This window comes from Streptosporangium nanhuense (assembly GCF_059358815.1).
This window is the reverse complement of the sequence record NZ_JCADBG010000008.1, coordinates 211,156-228,075: the sequence shown is the minus strand read 5'-3', so window position 1 is coordinate 228,075 and position 16,920 is coordinate 211,156. Positions and strand designations below refer to the sequence as shown.

Below are 16,920 nucleotides of genomic sequence, written 5' to 3'. Positions count from 1 at the left end.
CGGACCTTGCTCCGGGCCTTGCTCCAAGGCCTGCCCCGGGCCCTGCTCGCGCCCGCCGGACGCCCTCACCGGCCTCCGGGCGTCGCCGGTCTGGTTCCTCGGTCCGGTTCTCCGGTCCGGTTCCGCCGGTGCCGCTCTCCCGGCCCGTTCTCCGGAGGAGACCCGCCGTGGCGTGTCCTGGAATGCGCTACGGTTGCCTCCGGAGATTATCCCCGTTCGACCGTTCACGGCGGCTCGCGTTCGCCGCGGGGCCGGACATCGGATATCCTCGTGTGGCCAGCCGGTCGTCCCGGCGTGCCCGATGACCGCCGCCAGTGCGGCGGATCGAGCCTCTCGACTGATATAAGGAGCGAACCGTGGCTTCCGTCTGCGACGTTTGCGCTAAGAAGCCGACCTTCGGCAACAACGTCTCCCACTCGCACCGCCGCACCCGCCGCCGCTGGAACCCGAACATCCAGCCCGTGCGCGCAGTGGTGAACGGCACGCCGAAGCGGCTGAACGTGTGCACCTCCTGCATCAAGGCCGGCAAGGTCACCCGCTAGCCAGACCTTCGCGAAGCCCGCCGTCCCCTCGAAGGGGCGGCGGGCTTCGTCGTTCCCGGCGGCTTTCGTCCCGTCCGGCTTCCCGTCTGGGGGCCGTACCGTCCGGGAAGCCGTCCCGCCGGGGCGCGGTTCAGGGGACGCGCAGGCGCCAGGCGTGGTCCACGGGGCCGATGCCCGCTCCCAGGGGGAAGCCGTGCGCGATCGCGCCGGTGACGTACGCCTTCGCCTTCTCCACGGCGGACGGGACGTCCTCGCCGAGGGCGAGGTGGGAGGCGATCGCGGAGGCCAGGGTGCAGCCCGTGCCGTGGGTGTGCCGGTTGTCGTGGCGCTCCGCGGTGAAGCGGAACTCCCTCGTGCCGTCGGTCAGCAGGTCGACCGGGGCACCCGGCAGGTGGCCGCCCTTGACGAGCGCCCACGCGGGCCCGAGCTCCAGGATCGCGTCGGCGGCCCGGCGCAGGTCGGGCTCGTCCTCGACCTTCACGCCGGTGAGCTGCAGGACCTCCCACAGGTTGGGGGTGACCACCGTGGCGGCGGGCAGCAGGCGCGTCTTCACCGTCTCCACCGCCTCGGGGGCGAGGAGCGCGTCGCCGTGCTTGGAGACCCCGACGGGATCGACCACCACGGGCACGTCCAGCCCCGCCAGGACCCCGGCCACCGTCTCCACCAGCGCCGGTGAGGCGAGCATGCCGGTCTTGACCGCCTGGGCCCCGATGTCGCCGAGCACCGAGTCGAGCTGGGCCCGTACCGCCTCCGGGGGAAGCTCCCAGTAGCCTTGCACGCCGACCGAGTTCTGGGCGGTCACCGCGGCGATCACACTCATGCCGTGCACGCCGAGGGCGAGCATGGTCTTCAGGTCGGCCTGGACACCCGCGCCGCCTCCGGAGTCGGAGCCGGCGACGGTCAGCACGCGAGGGGGGGTCGAAACGGTCATGTTCCCCATCCAACCAGCCCCGCTCCGGCCCTCGAAGCGCTCCCCCGGCCTACCGGCGCTCCCGGGCCTCCACCCCGCTCCCAGAGCTTCCGGCAACCCTCCGAAGGCCCGGACGCGGCCCCGGGCGATCCGGACCGGTTCCGTCGCGGCGACGCGCACCGGGTCAGGCGACGGCGCATTCTCCCTGGTCGCTCCGGCAGCTCCGCGGGATCTCCGCGTCGCCGCTCGCGGTGAAGGTGACGACGAGTTCCTCGCCGGCGCCCAGGCCCTCCGGCGACTCGATCAGCAGGTCGTCCCCGACCTGCTCCCAGTCGGCCCCGTCGACCGAGGTGACCTCCCCGCTGACCGGCACGCTCACATTGAGGCGCTCGACGCTCTCGTCCGCGGCGACCACGAGCTCGACGGTATAGGTCTGCGCCCTGTCCCTCACGATGTCGGCGCCGACCGTGATCGCGGCGCCTCCGGCGAGGGGGGCCGCGCTGGAGGCCGTCTCGCTCGGCACGGGATCGGGGCCGGCGCTGCTCAGGGGCTGCTCGGGAGCCGACGTCCGGTCGTCGACGACGATGGGCTCGGGGGTGGGGCTGGACGCGGGCTCGTCGGCGGCCTCGTCGGAAAGCGACGACTCGTCGGTGTCCACCGGCGCGCGGGTGGCCTTCCGCGTCGGCGTGGGCCGGGGGGTGGAGGTGCCCTCTCCTCCGCCGCGGGTGGAGGGGCGGTCGGGGGCCGGCGTGGACCTCGCCCTCTCGTCACCCGGCCGCGGCGTCTCGTCGCCCGTCTCCGAGGGCTCGTCGGGCGCCGCGTCCTCCGAGGGCTCCTCCGCCACGGGCTCGTCGGTGGTGTCGGCCTCGGGCACCGGCTGGTTCGACGCCGCCGCGACGCAACCGGCGGGCGGGCAGTCCGCGGGGCTCTCCGAGCCGGCCAGGGAACGGACGCCGACCACGGTCCCGCCGAGCACCACGGCCACCGCCGCGACGATCAGCACCGCCTTCCTGATCCGCCCGCCGGGCCGCTCCTCGTCCTCGGGCCATGGGTCGTACGTGGTGGACGCCCCGGTCGAGTCGGACAGCTCGGACTCCGAGCTCCATCCCGATCCCAGGAAACCCGTCCGGGTCTCGGTGCTCACCGACTCCTCGGGACGGAGCCGGCGCCCGATCGGCTCGTCCTCCCATCCCGCCTCCGGAGCGGACTCCGGCTCACGTTTACCCCGGTTCGGGGAAGCCTCTTCCCCGTTTCCACCGTGGCGGCCCATATGGCCCCTTTCTCGAAGGGAATCTCGACCGCCCATCTTCATACCAGTTAGATAAACGTTTGTCGCAATTTTCACAGATGTCACAGGAAGTGGTATGGATCACTCCCGGAAGTGGTCCCAGCCTCCACGGTCGAGTGAAAAGCCCTTGACCTGCACACCTTCCCCCTCGACGACGTGACCGGCCACGTTCCAGCCCTCCGGGAGCCGTACGTGGGCCGGGAAAGTCGCGGCGAGCGCGTGGTCCTCGCCGCCGGAGAGCACCCACTCCAGCGGATCGACGCCGAGCAGCCGGGCGGCCTCCCTCATCGCGGGCGGGAGGGGGAACGCCTCCGGGTCCAGGACGAGCGCGACCCCGGCCGCCTCGGCCACGTGGCCGAGGTCCTGGAGCAGGCCGTCGCTCACGTCGAGCATGGCCGTCGCGCCCAGCCCGGCCGCCTCGGGGCCACGCGCGTAGGGAGGGCACGGGCGGCGGTGGGCGTCGATCAGCTCCACCGGCCCGGCCAGGCCCGCGCGGAGCAGCGCGAGACCGGCGGCGGCGTGCCCGAGGCGACCGGCGAAGGCGACCACGTCGCCGGGGCGGGCTCCCGACCGCGTGACGGGTGCCCGGCCGCCCAGGTCGCCCAGGGCGGTGACGGCGATCATGACGAGGTCGCAGCGGGTGATGTCGCCGCCGACCACGCTGGCGCCGACGAGGTCGCACTCGTCGCGGAAGCCGTCGGTGAGGTCGTCCAGCCATCCGGTGGCGGCGTCCGCGGGCATTCCCAGGCCGACCACGATGCCGGTGGGGTGGGCCCCCATCGCCGCGACGTCGGAGAGATTCTGCGCCGCGGCCTTGCGGCCGATGTCGTAGCCACTGGACCAATCGCGCCGGAAGTGCCTACCCTCAATCAACAGGTCAGTCGTCACGACGACCCGCCCGTCGGGAGCGCTCACCACCGCGGCGTCGTCCCCGGGGCCGAGTATTACGGTCCCACCTTGTGGCAAACGTCCGGCAATACGTGCAACAACCCCGAATTCGCCGAGATCTCCGACTGTGATGACACACCTCCCGTTCATCACAGGGTACGGTGGCCCTTCGGCACTGATCCAATCGCCCGGGAGGTCGTTATGGTGCAGGCCTATATCCTCATCCAGACCGAGGTCGGCAAGGCCGCGAGTGTGGCTTCGGCGATCTCCGGCATCGCGGGTGTCACGCAGGCCGAGGACGTCACCGGGCCGTACGACGTCATCGTGCGCGCCGAGGCCCGGAACGTCGACGAGCTGGGGAAGCTCGTGGTGGCGCAGATCCAGGGTGTGGAGGGGATCACGCGCACGCTGACGTGTCCCATCGTCCATATCTGAGATCGCGTCCGAGCCCGTGTCCGAGCGCGACCTCGCGCCCGGACCCGTGTCCGGGCCCTCATCCGCGTCCGAGCGTCTGGAACGTGACATGCCACTGCGGTTCGCCCGCCGGGCGGGGTGCGCCTGCGCCCTGCTGATCCTGGTGGGGTGCGGCGGCGCCGTCCGGGTCGAGCCGCCGGTCCCCGAGGCGCCCGCCGCCGCCGCGTGCCGGGTGCTCGCCGAGCGGCTCCCGGCGAAGCTCGACGGCGCCGACCGGACGGAGTCGACTCCCGCCTCCCCCTACGTGGCCGTGTGGGGGGAGGCGCGCATCGCCCTGCGCTGCGGGGTGCCGCGGCCGGTGACGATGTCACCGACCGACCAGGTGCCCGAGATCGACGGGGTGGCGTGGTACGCCGACCCGGCCAGGCCGACGCTGTTCACCGCGATCGGCAGGGAGGCCTACGTCGAGGTGACGATCGCGCGGGAGCACGTCCCGCAGAACGTGCTGGTCGATCTCGCGGCCCCCATCAAGAGCGCCCTGCCCCAGACCGGCTGAGCGCCCGCCCCGCGAGCGCCCTGCCGTTCGAAAACGCCCTGCCGCCCAGGAGCGTCCTACCGCAGACCGGGTGAGCGTCCGAGCGCGAGCTGGATCAGCCGGTCGACCAGCTCGGCGTAGGGCACCCCGGTGGCGGCCCACAGCTGCGGCGCCACCGACATCGCGGTGAAGCCCGGCATGGTGTTGATCTCGTTGACGATCAGCCGTCCGTCGGGGGTGTAGAAGAAGTCGACCCGCGACAGACCTTCGCAGCCCAGCGCCTCGAAGGCGCGGACGGCCATCGCCCGCAGTTGCTCGACCGTCTCCTGAGGGATGTCGGCGGGCACCGACAGGGACATGTCGCTTCCGATGTACTTGGCCTCGAAGTCGAAGAACTCGTGGTCGCCGTGGACCAGCACCTCGCCGGGCAGGCTCGCCCTGGGCGCCTCGTCGCCCGGCGACTCCAGCACCGCGCACTCGATCTCGCGGCCCGTGACGGCGGCCTCGACCAGCACCTTGGGGTCGTGCTCGCGGGCGAACTCGATGGCCCGCTCCAGCTCCTCCAGGTTGGCCGCCTTGGAGATGCCCTGGCTGGACCCGGCGCGCGCGGGCTTGACGAAGACCGGCCAGCCGAGCTCCTGGACCTCCTTGAGGACCCGGCCGCGGTCGGTCCGCCAGTCGCGGTCGCGGATCACGACGTACGGGCCGACGGGCAGGCCCGCGGCGGCGAGGACCAGCTTCATGTACGCCTTGTCCATGCCGACCGAGCTGGCCAGCACCCCGGAGCCGACGTAGCGGACCCCGGCCATCTCCAGCAGTCCCTGGATCGTGCCGTCCTCGGCGAAGGGGCCGTGCATCACCGGGAAGACGACGTCGACCTGGCCGAGCTCGACGGGGATGCTGCCGGGGTCGTACGCCACCAGCGAACCGCCTCCGGAGGCCAGCGCCAGCGTCGCGCCCGCCGCGTCGACGGCGGGCAGGTCGCCGCTCTCGATCTCGTAGCGCTGCTCCCCCGAGGCGAGCACCCACCGGCCGTCCGTGGCGATCCCGATGGGGATCACGTCGTACTTGGATCTGTCGATGGCCCCCAGCACGCTTCCCGCCCCGAGAATGGAGACGGCGTGCTCGGAATTGCGACCGCCGAAGACGACGGCGACCCTCGGTAGAGGTTCGTGCTGCTCACTCATGATGACCGAATGTACCCCCTGTTAGGGGGCAATCCGGCTGTTAGACGCGCCTACCTACCTGATGCGGGTAGCGAGTCGAGCGCCTGGGTGACGTCCATGATGAGATCCTCGGCGTCCTCCAGCCCGATGGAGAACCTGACCGCCGCCGCGTCGATCCCCGCCTCCTCACCGGTCCGCCGGCGGGCGGCCGAGGCCACGTGGGCGGCCTTGGTGCGGGTCCCCCCGGCGGAGGTGGCGATCGAGACGAGCTTGAGCGCGTCGGCCAGGGCCACCCCCGCGTCGTAGCCGCCGCGCGGGGTGATCGTCACGCCGGCGCCGTATCTCGTGCCCTCTGGGCCGGAGTCGAACAGGTGCCTGGCGAGCTGGTGGCCGGGGTGTCCCGGCAGCCCCGGGTAGTCGACCCGGCGTACGGCGGGATGCTTGGCCACGGCGGCGGCGAAGACCATCGCGGTGGAGCACATCCGGCGGACCCGCAGCGGCAGGGTCTCCAGCCCCCGGCGGAGCAGGAACGCGTCGTCGGGAGAGAGGGTGCCCCCGGTGTCGATCCTGACCTCGCGCAGCTGGGCGATCAGGTCGGGGCGGCCCACCGCCACGCCCCCGGCGCAGTCGTCGTGGCCGCCGAGATACTTGGTCGCGGAGTGGATCACCAGGTCGGCGCCGTGTTCGAGGGGGCGGCACACGATCGGGGTGGCGAAGGTCGAGTCGACCACCAGCAGCGCCCCCGCGGCGCGGGCGATCCGGTAGAGGCCCCGGATGTCGGAGACGGCCATGGTGGGGTTGGACAGCGTCTCCGCGTAAATGATCTTCGTGTTGGGCTTGATCGCCGCCTGCACCCTGGCCAGCTCGCCGTAGCCGACGAAGTCCGCGTCGACCCCGAACCTGGCCAGCACGTTCGTGATCAGCGAGTGGGTCCCGCCGTACAGCGGGTCGGGGGCCACGATGTGCGCGCCCGCGCGCAGGAACGTCATCAGGACGGCGTTGACGGCGGCCATCCCCGAGGCGAACGCCTGCCCCGTCACGTCCTCGGGCGCCGCGGCGCCCTCCAGGGAGGCCACCGCCGCGGCGAAGGCGGCGGTGGTGGGATTGTCGATCCGGCCGTAGGCGTATCCGGAGCTCTTCTCGTCGAACACCTCGGCGTACTCGGCGGAGTCGCCGAAGCCCCACGCGGAACTGCGCCACACGGGAAGGCCGAGGGGAGGCCGCCGGGGCGTCTCGGGAGCCGGCAGGTGCACCGACCGGGTGTTCTCGCCCTTGCGCCTGCGCATCCGTCTGTTCATCGACCACGCTGTCCGTTCACAGGCCGTACCGTTCCGGCTTGGGGGTCCGCGACATCAGGAGCACCCCGGCCTCGCTGGGGGGCATCGCGTCGTGGACGACGGCGACCACCACCTCGGTGATCGGCATCTCCACGTCGTGCTTTCTGGCCAGTTCGAGCACCGACTCGCAGGATTTGACCCCCTCGGCGGTCTGTTTCGTCGCGGCGATGACCTCGTCAAGCGTCATACCTCGCCCGAGATTCTCCCCGAAAGTACGGTTCCGGGACAATGGGGAGACACAGGTCGCTACAAGATCGCCCATACCCGCGAGCCCCGCGAAGGTGTGCGGGTCCGCGCCGAGCACCGTCCCCAGCCGGGAGATCTCGGCCAGCCCGCGCGTCATCAGCATCGCCCCGACGTTGTCGCCGAGCCCCATCCCCGCCGAGATGCCGACGGCCAGGGCGATCACGTTCTTGACGGCCCCGCCGAGCTCGACCCCGATGACGTCGGGGTTGGTGTACGGGCGGAACCAGGGCGGCAGGTAGCAGGCCGCCTGGAGACGCTCCATCGCCCGCTCGTCGGTGCAGGCGACCACGGTGGCGGCCGGCTGGCCCCGGACGATCTCGCCGGCCAGGTTGGGGCCCGACACCACCGCGACCCGCTCCTGGGGCACCTCGGCGACCTCGCAGATCACCTCGCTCATCCGCTTGGTGGTGCCCAGCTCGATGCCCTTCATCAGGCTGACCAGCACCGCCTCGGGCGGCAGGTGCGGCTTCCAGCGGGTCAGGTTCTCCCTCAGGGTCTGGGAGGGCACCGCGAGCACCACGAAGTCGGCGCCCTCGAGGGCCTCGGCGGGGTCGGTGGTGGCGCGCAGCGTCTCGGGCAGCACCGCGCCCGGCAGGTAGTCGGGGTTCTCGTGCCGCCGGTCGATCGCCTCGACGATCTCAGGCTTGCGTCCCCACAGCGTCGTCCGGGTGCCCGCCCCGGCGAGGATCATGCCGAAGGTCGTCCCCCACGAGCCCGTGCCGAACACGGCCGCCTTGGTCATCGGTTCTCCTCGGACGTGGGGACCCCTGCCCGGGGGCTGGGGAGGGAACGCGGCGCGGCGCCGCCTCCGGTGGTGACGGCGACGCCCCCGCCACCTGGCCGGCGGAGGGGCGGGACGCCTGTGGAACTGGTGTGGAACCTCAAGGGATTTCTCCTGGCGGGCGACCGGCGGTGAATCAGGAACTCTCACGGGCGACCGTGGGAACCCCCTCCCTTCGGGGAGGGGAGGATGTCAACACCGTACGCCGAAGTCAGTTGTCGGACGGTCGCTTGAACGGCGTCCCGGGCGCCTTCTCCCCGCGGATCTCGGCCAGCTGGGCCGTGATCGCCGCCATGATGTCGGCGGTCGCCTCGCGCAGGACGTCGGCGGAGGCGGGCTCTCCCTCGTGCCCCGCGTACTTCGACAGGTCGACCGGCGGTCCCGTCTGCACGCGGAAGGTCTTGCGCGGCAGCAGGCGGGGCCTCTTGGCGCCGTACGGCAGGATCTCCTGGGCTCCCCAGTGGGCGACGGGGATCACCGTCGCGCCGGTGGCCAGCGCGAGCCTGGCCGCGCCGGTCTTGCCCTCCATCGGCCAGAAGTCCGGGTCGCGGGTGCAGGTGCCCTCCGGGTAGAACATCACGCACGCCCCGGCTGCGAGCCGCCGCCGCGACTCCTCCAGCGAGCGCGCCGCGTCGGCGCTCCCCCGGTAGACCGGGATGGCCTGCAGCGCTCTCACCAGGGGGCCGACCAGCGGCACCGAGAAGAGACTCGACTTGGCGAGGATCACCGGCCAGCGGCCGTGGTTGTAGAGGAAGTGCGCGACGAGGATGGGGTCCAGCCACGACAGGTGGTTGGTCACCATGATGATCCCGCCGGTCCTGGGAAGACGGTCGCTGCGCCGCCAGTCCTTCTTGACCAGGAGCCACGAGATCGGCTTGACGATCACGACGGCGAAGGCCACCCAGAATCGCGAAGGCCATCCGGGGCGTCTCATGGGCTCCTCCATATGAGCGGTATGCGTCCCAAGTCTCCCGGTTGGCTCCCGGGGATGTCGAGGCGGGATGCTTAAGGCTATGTCTGCTTCGGATAGCTCCGGCTGGACCCTCGTCGTCCCGGTCAAGACGCTGGTCGCCGCCAAGACCCGCCTGTCGGCCGCGGCGGGCCCGCACCGGGCCGCGCTGGCCGTGGCGATCGCCTGCGACACCGTCGAGGCGGCGCTGAGCTGCGCGCTCGTCGCGCGGGTGGTCGTGGTGACGGGCGACCCGGTGGCCGCGAAGGCGCTCGGCGAGGTCGGCGCGCACGTGGTCGGCGACCCGGAGCGGGGGCTGAACGCCGCCCTGCGGCACGGCGCCCTCGAAGCGGTACGGCTGGCGCCCGCCGACCCCGTCGGCGCCCTCCAGGCCGACCTCCCCGCCCTCCGCCCCGCGGAGCTGGCCCGCGTGCTGGCCGCCGCCGCGGAGTTCGGCCAGATGTTCCTGCCCGACGCCGCCGAGATCGGCACGACCTTCTACGGCGTACGGCCGGGGGTGCCGTTCACGCCGGGGTTCGGCGGCGAGTCGCGGGACCGGCACCTGCGGCGTGGCGCCAAGGAGCTCTTCGTGGACGGGGTGGAGTCGGTCCGTCTCGACGTGGACACCCCGGACGACCTGCGCGTGGCGCTGACCCTCGGCGTCGGCCCCCGCACGCTGGCGACGGCGAGGCGGATCTCGGCGCCGGGGCCGGAGGGCGGGTAGGGCCCGGGCGGAGCGCGAGGCCCGGAGGACGGGACGGCGGGCGGGGCCGGAACCGCGAACGAGGCGGGGGCCGCGGGCGGGGGACGGGCGGCCGGGCGAGGGTTAGGCTGGGCGGGTGCAGGCGACGGTGCGGAACTTCGACCCGGCGACCCGGTCGGGGTCGGTCTTCCTGGACGACGGGACCGAGATCCCGTTCGGCGCGGCGGCGTTCGACGCGGGGCCGCTGCGGCTGCTCAGATCGGGCCAGCGCGTCAACATCGTCATGAACGGCGACGACGTCACCTACGTCACCCTCTCGACCTTCCCCGTTCCCGGATAGGCGGCCCCGGGCGGACGGACGGCCCTGGTCGGACAGCCCTGGCCGGACGGTTCCGGACAGACGATCCCGGACGGACGGTCCGGCGAGCGGCCCCGGCACGATCCCGGAGAAATCCGCGGGCGAGCGTCCTCGCCGGGCGAGGACCCCGGGAAAGCCGGACGCCCGGCCTCCCGTCGCGGGAGTCCGGGCGTCTGTGCCCGAGGCCTACCTCTTCTTCGACGCCTTCTTGCCGCCGGTGTTGACGAGTTCCTTGAAGTCGGAGCCCGGCCGGAACTTCGGCCCCCAGCTCTCGGCGACGCGAATCTCTGCACCTGTCGAAGGGTTGCGGGCGGTGCGGGCCGGCTTGTGCACCATCTCGAAAGCGCCGAACCCCGTGATCGAGACCTTGTCGCCATTCGCGACGGCGGTCTGGATGGCGTCGAGCACCGCGTTCACGGCCTCGGTGGCCGTCTTCTTGTCGCCCACCCGATCCGCGATGGCGTCGACGAGTTCCTTTTTGTTCATAAGGTTGCTCCCCCTGCTTACCGATGTCCGGGAGTGGGTCACGAGGCAGAAAACCCGTCTCACCCGATTTGTCACGGCGAGGGGTCTCATCACAGATCTCTCATCAACGATCACGATGAGAAACCCCTTGCCCGCTTGAAATTAGGGGACGGAGCCGTATGACTCAATCACCTTCCGCAATGTTTCCAGTGCTTGGCGTATCTGAAACCACGACATCAATACTGAGAAGGAACAAATCAAGACGCCCGGCGGCGTGTTCGAGGTCGCGTTTGGCCATATCGCAGATGGCCACCAGACGCCGGGCGAGACGTTTTCTCTCCTCGGCGGGGACGGGCAGGGACCGGACGCGGCGGTGCGCCTCGCGCAACCGCCACGCCAGCTCGTGTTCTGAACTCGTCAGACGGTCGTCGGCAGCCATGGCTGCCGACCATTCTCGTATGCCCCTATGGCGTCGGCGTTGCGCAGGGTCAGCCCGATGTCGTCCAGGCCCTCCGTGAGCCGCCAGCGCGTGTAGTCGTCGATCTCGAAGGCGACGGCCTCGCCGCCCCAGCGGACCTGGCGTTCTCCCAGGTCAACGGTGATCTCCAGGGTGGGGTCCGCCTCCACCGCGCTCTGCAGGGCCTCGACGGTCTCGCCCGGCAGGACGACCGGGAGCAGTCCCATCTTGGTGGAGTTATTACGGAAGATGTCCCCGAAGCGGGCCGCGATCACGACGCGGAAGCCGTACTGCTGCAGGGCCCAGACCGCGTGCTCGCGGGAGGAACCGGTGCCGAAGTCGGGTCCGGCGAGCAGGATCGTGGCGCCCTCGTGGGCGGGGTTGTTCAGGACGAAGCCGGGGTCCTCGCGCCAGGCGGAGAACAGCCCCTTCTCGAAACCGGTCCGGCTGACCTGCTTGAGCCAGACGGCGGGGATGATCTGGTCGGTGTCGACGTTGCTGCGGCGCAGCGGCACGGCCCGGCCGGTGTGGGTGACGAACGCTTCCATCGCGGGGACTCCTTACAGGTCGGCGGGCGCGGTGAGTTTGCCGGTGACGGCGGTCGCGGCGGCGACCTGCGGGGACACGAGGTGCGTACGGCCGCCCTTGCCCTGGCGTCCCTCGAAGTTGCGGTTGGAGGTCGAGGCGCTGCGCTCGCCGGGGGCGAGGGTGTCGGGGTTCATGCCCAGGCACATGGAACAGCCGGCCTCGCGCCATTCGGCGCCCGCGTCCTTGAACACCTCGTGCAGGCCCTCCTGCTCGGCCTGGAGCTTGACCAGCATCGAGCCGGGCACGATCAGCGTGCGCGTGACGACCTGGCGCCCGCGCAGCACGTCGGCCACGGCGCGCAGGTCCTCCAGGCGCCCGTTGGTGCAGGAGCCCACGAAGACCGTGTCGACCTGGACCTCGCGGAGCGGGGTGCCCGCGGTCAGGCCCATGTACTCCAGGGCGCGGGCGGCGGCGGCCGGGTCGTCGGTGTCCTCGGGGCGCGGCACGGCCGTCCCCAGCGGGGCGCCCTGGCCGGGGTTGGTGCCCCAGGTGACGAACGGGGTCAGCGTCGCGGCGTCGATCTCCACGACCGTGTCGAAGACGGCGTCCTCGTCGGTCACCAGCGACTTCCAGTACGTGACCGCGGCGTCCCAGTCGGCGCCGGTCGGCGCGTGGGGGCGGCCCTTGAGGTACTCGAAGGTGGTCTCGTCCGGAGCGATCATGCCCGCGCGGGCGCCCGCCTCGATGGACATGTTGCAGATGGTCATCCGGCCCTCCATGGAGAGCTTGCGGACGGCCTCGCCCCGGTACTCGACGATGTAGCCCTGGCCGCCGCCGGTGCCGATCTTGGCGATGATCGCCAGGATCAGGTCCTTGGCCGTGACGCCGGGCGGCAGCTCGCCGGAGACCTCGATGGCCATCGTCTTCGGCCGGTAGGCGGGCAGCGTCTGGGTGGCCAGCACGTGCTCGACCTCCGAGGTGCCGATGCCGAACGCGATGCCGCCGAAGGCGCCGTGGGTGGAGGTGTGAGAATCACCACACACGATCGTCATGCCGGGCTGGGTCAGGCCGAACTGCGGCCCGATGATGTGGACCACGCCCTGCCCCGCGTCGCCCATCGGGTGGAGCCGGACACCGAACTCCGCGCAGTTCTTGCGCAGCGTCTCGACCTGCACCCGCGACACCGGGTCGTCGATGGGACCGCGTACGGTCGGGACGTTGTGGTCCTCGGTGGCGATGGTGAGCTCGGGGCGCCGGATCGGGCGACCGGCCAGGCGCAGGCCGTCGAACGCCTGCGGGCTCGTGACCTCGTGAATGAGGTGCAGGTCGATGTAGAGCAGGTCGGGCTCTCCTTCAGCGCGTCGCACGACGTGCTGCTCCCATACCTTCTCCGCGAGTGTGCGGCCCATGTCGCCTCCTTGCGATCGGCTGTCCCACTCCCACTTGCTTTCTCATATGTCGAGACGGCAGTATCGGTGTATGGACAACTCTAGCGGAGTCGGCGTACTCGACAAGGCCGTCCTCGTGCTCAATGCCCTCGAAGCAGGTCCGGCGTCCCTCGCGCAGCTCGTTCAGGCCACCGGCCTGGCACGGCCCACCGCCCACCGGCTGGCCGTCGCGCTGGAGCATCACCGGATCGTCTCCCGCGACACACAGGGCCGGTTCGTGCTGGGTCCACGCCTGTCCGAGTTGTCCACGGCCGCCGGCGAGGACCGGCTGCTGGCCGTCGCCTCCCCGGTCCTCACCCAGCTCAGGGACCTGACCGGGGAGAGCGCCCAGCTCTACCGCCGCCAGGGTGACGAGCGGGTCTGCGTGGCCGCCGCCGAGCGCGCCAGCGGGCTGCGCGACACCGTGCCGGTCGGCTCGGCGCTGCCGATGCTCGCCGGTTCCGCGGCGCAGATCCTGCTCGCCTGGGAGGAGCCCGACCGCCTGCACCGGGGCCTGCGCGGGGCCAAGTTCACCGCCGCCACCCTGGCGAGCGTACGGCGCAGGGGCTGGGCGCACAGCGTCGGCGAGCGCGAGCAGGGCGTGGCCAGCGTCTCGGCGCCGATCAGGGGCGCGGGCGGCAAGGTGGTGGCCGCGGTGTCGGTCTCCGGCCCGATCGAGCGCCTGACCCGCACCCCCGGCCGCCTCCACGCCGCCCCCGTGGTCACCGCCGCCGAACGGATCACCGAATCGATGCGCCGCGCCAACTGAGATCCGGCCGGCCGGGGGCGCCCGGGGTCCTGCCAGGGCCACCTGGAGCCGACCGGGGGGCCCACCAGGTGCGGCCGGGGCCGGCCGGGAGCCGGTCCGGGGCCGGCCGGCGTCCGGCCGGTGACGAGCGGACACCTCGCGCCGGTTGACACCGGCCGACCGGAGGGCGATATGGGGAGGCGAGCACCCCTGCGGCCCCCTAGGCTGGGAAGGTGACAGATCGCATCGAGGCAGCCGCGGCTGAACTGCGTCCCCTGCTCCAAAACTTCATCCTCTGGGCGCGTGAGAACGCACCCGGCAGCGATTCCAACCTGGTCGGCTCTGTCGCCCTGTGGCACCGTCTGATCGCCTCCGACGACGTCGGCCGGTGGAAGCAGTCCGACCTGCGCACGGTGCTCCTCGATCGGATGCCACAGGTCGTCGAGGACCCCGACGCCGCCGCCGACGGCATGGTGCCCGCGATCCGCGCCTACCTGACCTTCCTGTCGGAGTCCGACCGGCTGGCCAAGGGCTCCGCCTCGCTGGGCGACCTGCTCGCCGAGCTCGACCGCCTCGAGGACGACTTCGTCGACGCCATGGAGGACCTCGTCGTCGAGGACGACGAGGACGAGGAGTACGACGAGGAGGAGTCCGAGGGGCTCGGCGACTTCGAGCCGTTCGCCGACGAGCTCTCCGAGCTGCCGACGATCCGCCTCCGCCCGGACAGCGAGCTGGCCGCGGCCACCCGCGCGGCGCCCCTGATCGCCAAGGCCCGCGACCTCGCGGTCTGGGTCGGGTCCGAGCGCCGCGTGGGCGAGACGAGCCTGCTCGACGACACCGAGATCGTCGAGGCCCTGGGGGTCCTGGGGTTCCCGGTCCCCGAGAAGGAGGGCGCGTCGCTGGCCGACTCCGTCCCCGCCCTCTGGAACATCTGGAACCTCGCGATCGACCTCGACTTCCTCCAGCCCGAGGGGGAGGACACCGTCAGCGTCGACGCCGACACCGCGGAGTGGCCCTTCGAGGAGGACGACGACGCCCTCGACGCGTGGATGGCGGGCCTGCACTCCATCGACTACGGCGACCCCGAGCTGGAGGACGAGGAGGCCACGATCGCCCTGTCCGGGCTGACCAGGGCGCTGCTGGTCCGGGTGCTGGTGGCGACGGGCTCGAAGCCGCTGGCCGAGCTGCGCGCCGAGCTGGCCGAGGCCGCCGCCGAGTACGACGACCTGGGCGCCGAGGCCTGGGCCGCCGCCACCGCGCAGTACGGCGACCCGCTCAACCCCGTGCTCGACTGGCTGGCCGGATACGGCATGGTCGAGGTGGAGCACGACCAGGTGCGGCTGACGCCGCTCGGCATGGAGGGCGTGGTCCACCTCGTGGACGAGGCCGACATCGAGCTGGACGCCCGGCCCGCCATCGACGCGATGACGGCCCTCGACCTGCTCTCCTTCGGCGCCGAGCTTCCCGAGGAGGAGGCGGACGCCGAGTTCGCGGCCTGGATGGAGCTGCGCGCCCCCGAGCAGGCCGCCAGGGACCTGCTGGAGGCCGCCGCCGAGGACGACGCGGACGCGCTGATCCGGGTCCAGGCGGCCAGCATGGTCGGCTCTCTCGGCGACGTGGCCGTGCCCGCGTGGCGGGAGGCCCTCGACGAGCCGTCCCTGCGCCCGTACGCGGCCACCCACCTGGCACAGCTGGGCGTCGAGGACGCTCCCCCGCCCACCCAGGCCGACACCCACTGGCTGATCCTCGACATGCTGACCATCTCCGCCGGTCTCGGCCGCCCGGAGTTCGTCAGCAGCCTCGACGACATCGGCAACGTGCCGAATCTGGTCAGCCTGCTCGAAGTGATCTGGAAGGTGCCGCACCCGCACCTCGAGGAGCTGCTGGAGGCGATCGGCAAGTCCCACCCCGACAAGCAGGTGGGCAAGGCCGCCAAGCGGGCCCTGTTCAAGGCCCGCTCGGGGCAGAACTAGCCTTCCGGTCCCGCTCCGGGGTCCGGGCCGACCGGCTCCGGGGCGGGGCCCGGCCCCGCCGGGGTGGAAGGCGGCCGGAGCCGGGATCAGCGCATCGGGAAGACCGCGCAGGTCGTGGTGGCGTGGGCGTACAGCTTGCCGTCGCCCTCGCCCACGACCCGCGCCTCCGAGGTGGCGACGGTCCGGCCGACGTGCAGGGTCCTGGCCTCGCAGCGCAGCGGCCCGGTGCTCGCGTGGACCGGCCGCACCATGTTCACCCCGAGCTGGACGGTCGTGTACGCCGTGCCGGCCGGCAGCTCCGTCATGACCGCGCACCCGAGGGCCGAGTCGAGCAGGGTGGCGAGATAGCCGCCGTGCACGCTTCCTAGCGGGTTGTAGAGGTGTTCGCCGGTCTCCCCCACGAAGACCGCCAGGCCGCGCTCGACGTGGGTTATCCGGAAGCCGAGCGTGCTCGCGATCGGCGGCGGCGGGATGCGGCCGTCGACCAGCCGCTCCAGGAACTCAAGGCCCGACAGTTCCGCCACGTCGGCTGGGACCACGGGCGGCGCCCAGGAGTGGGTCCGCGAGGTCGTCGGCTGGGTCTGGGGCGTCGTCGACATGGGCTCCACCATCGTGAGGGACATGACCTGAGTACGGATTACGTACTCAGCAGGGTATTGGATGGACCCGCCCGCCGGGGAGGGGGACCGCACCGGGAGGTCCGCCCGGAGAGGAACACGGTTCGCGGCCAGGGGCCCGCCTGGCGGGGAACACGGTCCGCGGTCCAGGATCCGTCCGGGCGGAGAGCCCGATCCACGCCCCGGAATCCGTCCGGGCGCGGAGCGTGATCCGCGCCGAAACGCGAGGGCGGAAACATCGGGAACACCGGGAACACCGGGAACGGCCGGAAAAAACCGGGAACAGCCGGGAACGGCTGGGAACGATCTGGAACGGAAGCGCGGGAATTCCCTGGAACCCGGAAATGCGAAAACCCCGGAAGCGACCGCTTCCGGGGTTCACGATGTAGCCCCGACCGGATTCGAACCGGCGCTACCGCCTTGAGAGGGCGGCGTCCTAGGCCACTAGACGACGGAGCCTTGCGAGAGACAGTGGTAGTCCCGACCGGATTCGAACCGGCGCTACCGCCTTGAGAGGGCGGCGTCCTAGGCCACTAGACGACGGGACCCTACACACTGTCAGCAGATCCGGAGGGGACCGAATCTGCG

The 16,920-nt window shown here is 71.8% G+C and carries 19 protein-coding genes and 2 tRNA genes; 7 read left to right on the top strand and 14 right to left on the bottom strand.

Going from position 1 to position 16,920, the window contains the following annotated elements:
• The first annotated feature begins 356 nt into the window (after positions 1-356).
• Positions 357-542, top strand: coding sequence for a 50S ribosomal protein L28 (gene rpmB, locus AC5L38_RS17935; RefSeq protein ID WP_012894387.1), 186 nt, complete (start codon positions 357-359; stop codon positions 540-542).
• Between the two features lie 130 nt (positions 543-672).
• Here rpmB and thiD read toward each other — a convergent pair whose 3' ends face one another.
• From thiD to AC5L38_RS17920, 3 genes are all read right to left on the bottom strand, one after another.
• Positions 673-1,482 (bottom strand): bifunctional hydroxymethylpyrimidine kinase/phosphomethylpyrimidine kinase, encoded by an 810-nt coding sequence (thiD, locus tag AC5L38_RS17930; RefSeq protein ID WP_495243931.1) that lies wholly within the window; start codon positions 1,480-1,482, stop codon positions 673-675.
• 154 nt (positions 1,483-1,636) lie between these two features.
• A complete protein-coding gene (locus AC5L38_RS17925) occupies positions 1,637-2,596 on the bottom strand; it encodes a hypothetical protein (protein ID WP_495243930.1) in 960 nt (319 codons plus the stop codon).
• Between the two features lie 225 nt (positions 2,597-2,821).
• The gene (locus AC5L38_RS17920) at positions 2,822-3,778 is read right to left on the bottom strand and encodes a thiamine-phosphate kinase (RefSeq protein WP_495243929.1); all 957 of its coding nucleotides are present in this window, start codon (positions 3,776-3,778) and stop codon (positions 2,822-2,824) included.
• Positions 3,779-3,829: 51 nt separating this feature from the next.
• On the opposite strand from AC5L38_RS17920, the gene AC5L38_RS17915 reads away from it, so the two are divergent.
• Together AC5L38_RS17915 and AC5L38_RS17910 are read left to right on the top strand one after the other, a co-directional pair.
• The gene (locus tag AC5L38_RS17915; protein WP_389914761.1) at positions 3,830-4,063 is read left to right on the top strand and encodes an Lrp/AsnC family transcriptional regulator; all 234 of its coding nucleotides are present in this window, start codon (positions 3,830-3,832) and stop codon (positions 4,061-4,063) included.
• A gap of 88 nt (positions 4,064-4,151) precedes the next feature.
• Positions 4,152-4,598 carry a DUF3515 family protein gene (locus AC5L38_RS17910; RefSeq protein ID WP_495243928.1) on the top strand — a complete coding sequence of 149 codons (447 nt, stop codon included), beginning with the start codon at positions 4,152-4,154 and terminating at the stop codon, positions 4,596-4,598.
• A 56-nt stretch (positions 4,599-4,654) separates the two neighbouring features.
• Here AC5L38_RS17910 and AC5L38_RS17905 read toward each other — a convergent pair whose 3' ends face one another.
• The 4 genes from AC5L38_RS17905 to AC5L38_RS17890 form a co-directional block, all read right to left on the bottom strand.
• Positions 4,655-5,764 carry a D-alanine--D-alanine ligase family protein gene (locus tag AC5L38_RS17905; protein WP_495243927.1) on the bottom strand — a complete coding sequence of 370 codons (1,110 nt, stop codon included), beginning with the start codon at positions 5,762-5,764 and terminating at the stop codon, positions 4,655-4,657.
• A 50-nt stretch (positions 5,765-5,814) separates the two neighbouring features.
• Complete coding sequence (locus AC5L38_RS17900) at positions 5,815-7,041, bottom strand: trans-sulfuration enzyme family protein (RefSeq protein WP_495243926.1); 1,227 nt, start codon at positions 7,039-7,041, stop codon at positions 5,815-5,817.
• A 16-nt stretch (positions 7,042-7,057) separates the two neighbouring features.
• Entirely contained in the window at positions 7,058-8,068 is a 1,011-nt protein-coding gene (locus AC5L38_RS17895; protein WP_495243925.1) for an NAD(P)H-dependent glycerol-3-phosphate dehydrogenase, read from the bottom strand.
• Positions 8,069-8,318: 250 nt separating this feature from the next.
• On the bottom strand, positions 8,319-9,041 hold the full coding sequence (locus AC5L38_RS17890) for a lysophospholipid acyltransferase family protein (RefSeq protein WP_495243924.1): 723 nt from the start codon (positions 9,039-9,041) through the stop codon (positions 8,319-8,321).
• Positions 9,042-9,120: 79 nt separating this feature from the next.
• Here AC5L38_RS17890 and cofC point away from each other — a divergent pair, with 79 nt between their 5' ends.
• Both cofC and AC5L38_RS17880 read left to right on the top strand, forming a co-directional pair.
• Positions 9,121-9,780 carry a 2-phospho-L-lactate guanylyltransferase gene (gene cofC, locus AC5L38_RS17885; protein ID WP_495243923.1) on the top strand — a complete coding sequence of 220 codons (660 nt, stop codon included), beginning with the start codon at positions 9,121-9,123 and terminating at the stop codon, positions 9,778-9,780.
• A 115-nt stretch (positions 9,781-9,895) separates the two neighbouring features.
• Positions 9,896-10,099, top strand: coding sequence for a hypothetical protein (locus tag AC5L38_RS17880; RefSeq protein ID WP_495243922.1), 204 nt, complete (start codon positions 9,896-9,898; stop codon positions 10,097-10,099).
• Between the two features lie 204 nt (positions 10,100-10,303).
• On the opposite strand, the gene AC5L38_RS17875 is transcribed toward AC5L38_RS17880, so the two are convergent.
• The 4 genes from AC5L38_RS17875 to leuC all read right to left on the bottom strand — a co-directional run bounded on the left by AC5L38_RS17875 (position 10,304) and on the right by leuC (position 12,976).
• Complete coding sequence (locus AC5L38_RS17875; protein ID WP_329085236.1) at positions 10,304-10,603, bottom strand: HU family DNA-binding protein; 300 nt, start codon at positions 10,601-10,603, stop codon at positions 10,304-10,306.
• 163 nt (positions 10,604-10,766) lie between these two features.
• Positions 10,767-11,021 carry an SCO5555 family protein gene (locus AC5L38_RS17870; protein ID WP_362867872.1) on the bottom strand — a complete coding sequence of 85 codons (255 nt, stop codon included), beginning with the start codon at positions 11,019-11,021 and terminating at the stop codon, positions 10,767-10,769.
• A complete protein-coding gene (gene leuD / locus AC5L38_RS17865; protein ID WP_495243921.1) occupies positions 11,000-11,587 on the bottom strand; it encodes a 3-isopropylmalate dehydratase small subunit in 588 nt (195 codons plus the stop codon). Before leuD ends, AC5L38_RS17870 begins: the two co-directional genes overlap by 22 nt.
• Positions 11,588-11,599: 12 nt before the next feature.
• Positions 11,600-12,976, bottom strand: a complete 1,377-nt coding sequence (gene leuC / locus AC5L38_RS17860) for a 3-isopropylmalate dehydratase large subunit (protein WP_495243920.1) — start codon at positions 12,974-12,976, stop codon at positions 11,600-11,602.
• A 70-nt stretch (positions 12,977-13,046) separates the two neighbouring features.
• Between leuC and AC5L38_RS17855 the strand changes: the two genes are divergently transcribed.
• Together AC5L38_RS17855 and AC5L38_RS17850 are read left to right on the top strand one after the other, a co-directional pair.
• The gene (locus AC5L38_RS17855) at positions 13,047-13,763 is read left to right on the top strand and encodes an IclR family transcriptional regulator (RefSeq protein WP_329085241.1); all 717 of its coding nucleotides are present in this window, start codon (positions 13,047-13,049) and stop codon (positions 13,761-13,763) included.
• Positions 13,764-13,975: 212 nt separating this feature from the next.
• Positions 13,976-15,715 carry a hypothetical protein gene (locus AC5L38_RS17850; RefSeq protein WP_495243919.1) on the top strand — a complete coding sequence of 580 codons (1,740 nt, stop codon included), beginning with the start codon at positions 13,976-13,978 and terminating at the stop codon, positions 15,713-15,715.
• Between the two features lie 86 nt (positions 15,716-15,801).
• On the opposite strand, the gene AC5L38_RS17845 is transcribed toward AC5L38_RS17850, so the two are convergent.
• From AC5L38_RS17845 to AC5L38_RS17835, 3 genes are all read right to left on the bottom strand, one after another.
• Positions 15,802-16,314, bottom strand: coding sequence for a PaaI family thioesterase (locus AC5L38_RS17845; RefSeq protein WP_495243918.1), 513 nt, complete (start codon positions 16,312-16,314; stop codon positions 15,802-15,804).
• Positions 16,315-16,718: 404 nt separating this feature from the next.
• Positions 16,719-16,791 (bottom strand) — tRNA-Glu (locus tag AC5L38_RS17840).
• A 13-nt stretch (positions 16,792-16,804) separates the two neighbouring features.
• Positions 16,805-16,880: transfer RNA gene (locus tag AC5L38_RS17835), tRNA-Glu, on the bottom strand.
• Between the last annotated feature and the right edge of the window lie 40 nt (positions 16,881-16,920).

Bases quoted from the DNA above. Each gene is read 5' to 3' on its own strand.
- cofC (WP_495243923.1), top strand. From the start codon at position 9,121: ATGTCTGCTTCGGATAGCTCCGGCTGGACCCTCGTCGTCCCGGTCAAG.
- AC5L38_RS17875 (WP_329085236.1), bottom strand. From the start codon at position 10,603: ATGAACAAAAAGGAACTCGTCGACGCCATCGCGGATCGGGTGGGCGAC.
- AC5L38_RS17855 (WP_329085241.1), top strand. From the start codon at position 13,047: ATGGACAACTCTAGCGGAGTCGGCGTACTCGACAAGGCCGTCCTCGTG.
- leuC (WP_495243920.1), bottom strand. From the start codon at position 12,976: ATGGGCCGCACACTCGCGGAGAAGGTATGGGAGCAGCACGTCGTGCGA.
- AC5L38_RS17870 (WP_362867872.1), bottom strand. From the start codon at position 11,021: ATGGCTGCCGACGACCGTCTGACGAGTTCAGAACACGAGCTGGCGTGG.
- thiD (WP_495243931.1), bottom strand. From the start codon at position 1,482: ATGGGGAACATGACCGTTTCGACCCCCCCTCGCGTGCTGACCGTCGCC.
- AC5L38_RS17910 (WP_495243928.1), top strand. From the start codon at position 4,152: ATGCCACTGCGGTTCGCCCGCCGGGCGGGGTGCGCCTGCGCCCTGCTG.
- AC5L38_RS17890 (WP_495243924.1), bottom strand. From the start codon at position 9,041: ATGAGACGCCCCGGATGGCCTTCGCGATTCTGGGTGGCCTTCGCCGTC.
- AC5L38_RS17915 (WP_389914761.1), top strand. From the start codon at position 3,830: ATGGTGCAGGCCTATATCCTCATCCAGACCGAGGTCGGCAAGGCCGCG.
- leuD (WP_495243921.1), bottom strand. From the start codon at position 11,587: ATGGAAGCGTTCGTCACCCACACCGGCCGGGCCGTGCCGCTGCGCCGC.
- AC5L38_RS17895 (WP_495243925.1), bottom strand. From the start codon at position 8,068: ATGACCAAGGCGGCCGTGTTCGGCACGGGCTCGTGGGGGACGACCTTC.
- AC5L38_RS17920 (WP_495243929.1), bottom strand. From the start codon at position 3,778: ATGAACGGGAGGTGTGTCATCACAGTCGGAGATCTCGGCGAATTCGGG.
- AC5L38_RS17900 (WP_495243926.1), bottom strand. From the start codon at position 7,041: ATGAACAGACGGATGCGCAGGCGCAAGGGCGAGAACACCCGGTCGGTG.
- AC5L38_RS17845 (WP_495243918.1), bottom strand. From the start codon at position 16,314: ATGTCGACGACGCCCCAGACCCAGCCGACGACCTCGCGGACCCACTCC.
- AC5L38_RS17905 (WP_495243927.1), bottom strand. From the start codon at position 5,764: ATGAGTGAGCAGCACGAACCTCTACCGAGGGTCGCCGTCGTCTTCGGC.